The sequence below is a fragment of the Candidatus Binatia bacterium genome (assembly GCA_036382395.1).
Classification (GTDB): domain Bacteria; phylum Desulfobacterota; class Binatia; order HRBIN30; family HRBIN30; genus JAGDMS01.
The window spans coordinates 1-4579 of the sequence record DASVHW010000142.1; the positions used below are offsets into that span (position 1 = coordinate 1).

General features: G+C 61.7%; 6 protein-coding genes and 1 pseudogene. 1 reads left to right on the forward strand and 6 read right to left on the reverse strand.

The features are described 5' to 3' along the window. Positions 1-236 precede the first annotated feature (236 nt). The 6 genes and pseudogenes from VF515_06745 to VF515_06770 all read right to left on the reverse strand — a co-directional run bounded on the left by VF515_06745 (position 237) and on the right by VF515_06770 (position 2673). On the reverse strand, positions 237-455 hold the full coding sequence (locus tag VF515_06745; protein ID HEX7407335.1) for a type II toxin-antitoxin system HicB family antitoxin: 219 nt from the start codon (positions 453-455) through the stop codon (positions 237-239). Further along, positions 445-708 carry a type II toxin-antitoxin system HicA family toxin gene (locus tag VF515_06750; protein ID HEX7407336.1) on the reverse strand — a complete coding sequence of 88 codons (264 nt, stop codon included), beginning with the start codon at positions 706-708 and terminating at the stop codon, positions 445-447. Before VF515_06750 ends, VF515_06745 begins: the two co-directional genes overlap by 11 nt. A gap of 160 nt (positions 709-868) precedes the next feature. Beyond that, the gene (locus VF515_06755) at positions 869-1045 is read right to left on the reverse strand and encodes a hypothetical protein (GenBank protein HEX7407337.1); all 177 of its coding nucleotides are present in this window, start codon (positions 1043-1045) and stop codon (positions 869-871) included. After that, positions 1045-1698: a hypothetical protein gene (locus VF515_06760; protein ID HEX7407338.1), complete on the reverse strand. Its 654-nt coding sequence runs from the start codon at positions 1696-1698 to the stop codon at positions 1045-1047. The genes VF515_06755 and VF515_06760 overlap by 1 nt, the downstream gene beginning before the upstream one ends. Positions 1699-2081: 383 nt before the next feature. Continuing rightward, positions 2082-2482 (reverse strand): annotated as a pseudogene (locus VF515_06765) (type II toxin-antitoxin system death-on-curing family toxin). After that, positions 2479-2673: a DNA-binding protein gene (locus VF515_06770; GenBank protein ID HEX7407339.1), complete on the reverse strand. Its 195-nt coding sequence runs from the start codon at positions 2671-2673 to the stop codon at positions 2479-2481. Before VF515_06770 ends, VF515_06765 begins: the two are co-directional and overlap by 4 nt. Positions 2674-3179: 506 nt before the next feature. Here VF515_06770 and VF515_06775 point away from each other — a divergent pair. After that, positions 3180-4579 (forward strand): amidase family protein (locus VF515_06775; GenBank protein HEX7407340.1); only part of this gene is annotated, 1400 nt, incomplete at its 3' end.

The window sequence follows — 4579 nt, forward strand, 5'->3', positions numbered from 1 at the left end:
GGCGGACGGATGTAACACTCCACCAGTGCACTCGCGGCCCGCGTGTGCCGTCTCACGCCGGCTGTGCTTCAACTTCCCGCTTTTCACCCCAACCGCTGCCCGCACGCGCGCCTACTGCAGGGTTGCGAAGGTCCGGATGGAGGCGATTTTCTGAGCAGCCTCAACGGTATGCGCGTGAGCCGCTGGCCCAAACACGCTCGCGAGAGGCTCACACGCCCAAGCCGGTCGGCCGCGCGTTACGCATACAGCAGCCGGCCCTTCGGCTCTGGGATGGTGCGCCCGAGTTCACCTGCCGTTTCGATCCACTCGCCAATGATTACCTCGATGTTCGCGAGAGCCTGCTTGTATGTCGCACCATCAGCGGCGCAACCCGGCAACTCGGGAACCTCGGCGATGTAAGCCTGATCGTCGTCGCTCCAGTATATGATGATTTCGTACTTGCACTTACTTCGCATCGTCACCTCCCGCCAAACGGTACTTCACAATCACCGCGCGAACCTGTCGAACTTGATACGGCTTCGCGTGCCGCCCTCGCGGTTGCAGGTTCAAGATCTCTACCACGCCCTCCTTGGTGAAGATGTAGTGGTCGCCTCGGATGCGCTCGTCGAATCCCAAACGCCGGAGCAGATGGTGCAGGTCAACGAACGGGACGTTGGCATCGAAGCCACCGCGCAGAATTCTAACGAGCAGAGCTTCGTACTTTCCCACGCTACACTCTTACAACAGCTCCCGCCTGTTGCCCATCGCGCTTGGAGAAAAGCCCGAAAACGCACCTCCCCTCTGTCGAATTTCACGCGAAGCCGCGATTTGTCGCCACCACGTGTTCTGATGACCCTCACACGCTCGGTGAGCCTCTCCCGCAACACTTTCAGGCATTTTCGACCTTATCGTCAAGTTTCGCATCTCGGAGGCTCATATCGAAAGTTTGGATGGTCACGACGTGCTCTCGGGGTTTTTCTACAGCCTCAACGCTCGGCGTCACGCGCATCGCGTCCTTCGCGATATCGCGTGCACGCACCGGTTCGGCCTTCACAAGTTCGGCCACTATTCCGCTTTGGCATAGTCACCACTGAAGTTGACGTTCATCCCGAACATTCCGCTCCAGTTCTCCTCGGTTACCTTCAAAGACTCGGCGGAAAACCGCAGCACCGCCCGGTACTGTTTGTCGTTCGGACACAGCGAACGGTACTCGATGATGTCACCGTGTAGCTCGGCGACGAAATCGAGATCGCCAAGATTGGGACCCCGTTCGCGAGTCATGCCCCATAGCGCGAGTCCGGACACGTGATACCGACCGTCAGGCATCCGTTGGATTTTGATTTCCGCGCTTTCAAAATCACCGGAGCGAATGTAGTGGCCTGAGATGAGATCTGGACCCAATGCCTTTGCTTCACCAAACGACACCTCTGTCGCAAAGGCCAAGCGGATCGCTTCGTGAAGCTCGTTTCTGAGCTGTTTGACCTCTTCGACGGTGAAGTTCTTGCTCTGTCGGGTTCGGCTATCATACTGATCGTGGTGGTCGAAGCAGATGAACGCCAGATTGTCCTCGTCGTTGTTTGCCGGATCGCCGTCGAGGTGGGCGAGCTGACCCTGTTTGATGAGCGTGTCGCGATTGAGCCCGAAGCAGACGCAGCAGCGACGCCGTGCCTTAAGCAGCACCGTTGCCTGCAGCTCGGAAGGAATCGGTTTGCGCGCCATCTGTCAATTCAAGCCCGCCGAACGTTTAGCGTTTCATCTGCTCTCCGGCGCCAGGGTGAGCTACGCACTCGGCACAGCCGGGTCACCGCCGGAAGGCAGATAAACGCGGTTGAACTGAACCGCTGCTGACGAAAGCGAACTCACTATGGGGGTTATAATCGGGAGAGCTGTCTGTGATCAAGCAGGTCAAGTGCGAAACGATGCGTAATGCCATGCGCACGGGAAGGAATCGGGGCAGTGCGGAGGGGTCGGTACGGCGGCAAAGGGCACTGCGGTGGTGGGGTGTGCAGAGCCCAACGGTGTGCCGCTGAGCGGCCGCGGGCACATGGCGACAGATCAATCCGAGCGGGCCAAATCACGCCCGCGGTCCGATCCAGTGCGTGTTAGCCCTTCCCTCCCGATGACTGGACCACTCGTGAGCGGAGCCATGCGACGAGCTCATCACGCGAGAGCTGGCGGCGGCTAGGGACAACATGAGCCGTTCCTGCTCGTCGACCGTCGCGCTCAACTCTGAGCCGTTCAGCATCAAGAACGTCTCCATGGCCGCATGCGCGACCCGCTTATCCCCGTCGAGAAATGGATGGTTCGCAATGAGCGAGAAGCACAAGGCGGCGGCCTTTTCCTGCAGCGATGGATAGAGGTCGTTGCCACCAAAGGTCATCTGCGGTTGCGCTACGGAAGACTGCAGCGCGCCGAGATCGCGGATGCCCGTCGAGCCCCCTGTTTGCTCGATCAGCAGCCGATGCAAGCTCAGCACCTCCGCAACCGTGAGATACCTCATCAGCTGAGGCGCCGGTACAGGTCCTCGTTCTTACGCAGCACGCGCGCCGCCGCCGCTTCGAAATCCTCGTCAGGGCGACATAGAAGGTCCGCCACAACAGCATGTGCCAATTCGTCGAGGCGCACGCCGAGGCGGGCGGCCTCTTCCTGCAGCCTGTCCGCTTCGGTTGGGGACAGCTCCCTGGACAGCTTCATAGCGCGATTATCTCAGAAACCGTCGCGCCCCGCCAACTCGCTTTGCTCGCAGCTTGGCAACGTTTCGCCGCGGATTTTCGCTCGGAGAATGGCTTGTCCAACCCTCCGCAACGGCGGAGCGACACGGGAACGACGTGTTCAGATCCGTCGCTGCGCCAGAGGCGGGGGTGCACAGCATGGTCAGGCCCGCCGCTGCGAGTGTGTGCCGAAAATTCAGGCGTTCCAACGCTCCACATTCAAAAACTTCGATCGGATACGGTCGATCGGTCTCAAGTTGCTGAGCTTCTCCAGATGGGACTGTCGATTTTCTCCGAATGTGGAGGCGCAGCATGCTGCGCCGCTACGGAAGCACGCGGGAAATACGGTATACGAAACCAGCGGCCGGTCATTCATCGACAGTCCCTGAGGGCGAGGGCTGAGGCCGTGCAGACAAACCGGCCCGCACCCGCTACGACACTTCGACAAAGGCCGGATGATGACGTAGGCTGCGCGCCGGAGGTGGGGCAATGCCATTTGCGGAGTACGCGACCTATGACGGGCTCGGACTGGCGGCACTGGTCGCCAAGGGCGCGGTGACACCGACGGAACTGGTCGATGAGGCCATCGCCCGCATCGAGAAACACAATCCAAAACTGAACGCCGTCATTTATAAGATCTTCGAACAGGCGCGAGCAACCGCCGCACGGCAGACCGCTGCCGGCCGTGCCCAAACCACCGGCGCGTTTCATGGCGTTCCCTTCCTCCTCAAGGACATCCTCGGCAACTACGAAGGCGTGCCGACGACCGCAGCCTGCCGGTTCATGACCGGGGTGCCGGCGGCACACGATGATACGCTGGTCGCACGCTTCAAGACCGCCGGCCTCATCATCCTCGGCAAGACCAACGCACCGGAATGCGGCATCCTGCCGACTACCGAACCCGCCCTCTACGGCCCCTGCCGTAACCCGTGGAATCTGGAGCATTCCACCGGCGGATCGAGTGGCGGCTCGGCCGCGGCCGTGGCCGCGGGCATCGTCCCACTGGCACACGCCAACGACGGCGGCGGCTCCATCCGGATTCCCGCTGCCTGCTGTGGTCTGGTCGGACTCAAACCGACGCGGGCACGCAACCCGATGGGTCCGGACATCGGTGATTTTGCCAGCGGCCTCGCGGTGGAGCATGTCGTCAGCCGCAGCGTGCGCGACAGCGCCGCCGCACTCGACTGCACGCACGGCCCGGAGCCGGGCGACCCGTATTGTGCGCCGGTGGTCGCACGCCCGTTTCTCAGTGAGGCCCGCACGCCACCCAACCGCCTGCGCATCGCCTTCACGACACGGAACCTGATCGGGGTGCCACTGCACCCGGAATGTGTGGCCGCGGTGGAGGCCACCGCCAAGCTCCTCGAAGACCTCGGCCACATCGTCGAGGAAGCGGCGCCCAGCGTCGACATCAACATGTTGACCGGCGCGTTCATGGCGGTGTTCATGGCGGGCCACGCCTTTGCCATTGACGGGTTTGCCATGTTGAACGGACGCACACCCGCCGAGAAGGACTTCGAGGGACTCACCTGGACCCTGTACCAGCAGGGCAAGCAGCTCACGGCGTCACAGTATCTCATTTCCATCGCCATGCTGCAGATGTCGTCTCGGCAAATCGCCCGCTTCCATCAGACCTACGACTGCTGGCTCACCCCGACTTTGGGCACGCCACCGATCAAATTGGGCACCATCGACATCAACGAGCGCGATATGATGAAGGCGATGGCACCGGTGCTGGACTACGTGCCGTTCACGCCGATCCAGAACGCCACGGGCCAACCGGCGATCTCGTTACCGTTGCATTGGACCAGCGACGGCCTGCCGGTGGGCGTGATGTTCACCGGCCGTTTCGGCGACGAGGCCACGCTCTTCCGCCTCGCCGGCCAGCT